The sequence below is a fragment of the Xanthovirga aplysinae genome (assembly GCF_009711365.1).
Taxonomy (GTDB): domain Bacteria; phylum Bacteroidota; class Bacteroidia; order Cytophagales; family Cyclobacteriaceae; genus Xanthovirga; species Xanthovirga aplysinae.
In genome coordinates, this window is sequence record NZ_SMMB01000126.1 from 1 (window position 1) to 421 (window position 421).

The 421-nt window shown below is 40.1% G+C and carries 1 protein-coding gene; it reads left to right on the forward strand.

What is annotated here, in order from left to right:
• A partial coding sequence (locus E1171_RS00195; RefSeq protein ID WP_484628012.1) for an SAM-dependent methyltransferase occupies positions 1–421 on the forward strand: 421 nt, incomplete at both ends.

Here is a 421-nt window from a genome sequence, read left to right on the forward strand (position 1 = left end):
GTCAAAAGATAAAAATATAGCTTACCCCAGCTACGAAGAACATAAAAAGGCATGGCAAGAGTTGGCTGCAGGTATTGCTTCCATGAAAGATGATGTCCAAGAAGTAGAAGAAGGAAAAATACCTCTTTGTTCTAAAAAGGGAGAGTTAATCATTATGGGTTCAGGAATTGAATCTATAGGAGTGTCTCTAGGGGATAAAAAGCTCATTGAAGATGCTGATAAAGTGCTATACTGTGTAGCTGATCCCGTAACCATCGTTTGGTTGAAACATCTTAGACCGGATGCCCTAGACCTTTATGTCCTTTATGGTGAAAACAAAGTGCGGTACACCACTTATATGCAAATGACCGAAGCCCAACTGTATTGGGTACGACAGGGACTTAAGGTGGTAGTAATATTTTACGGTCACCCTGGTATATTT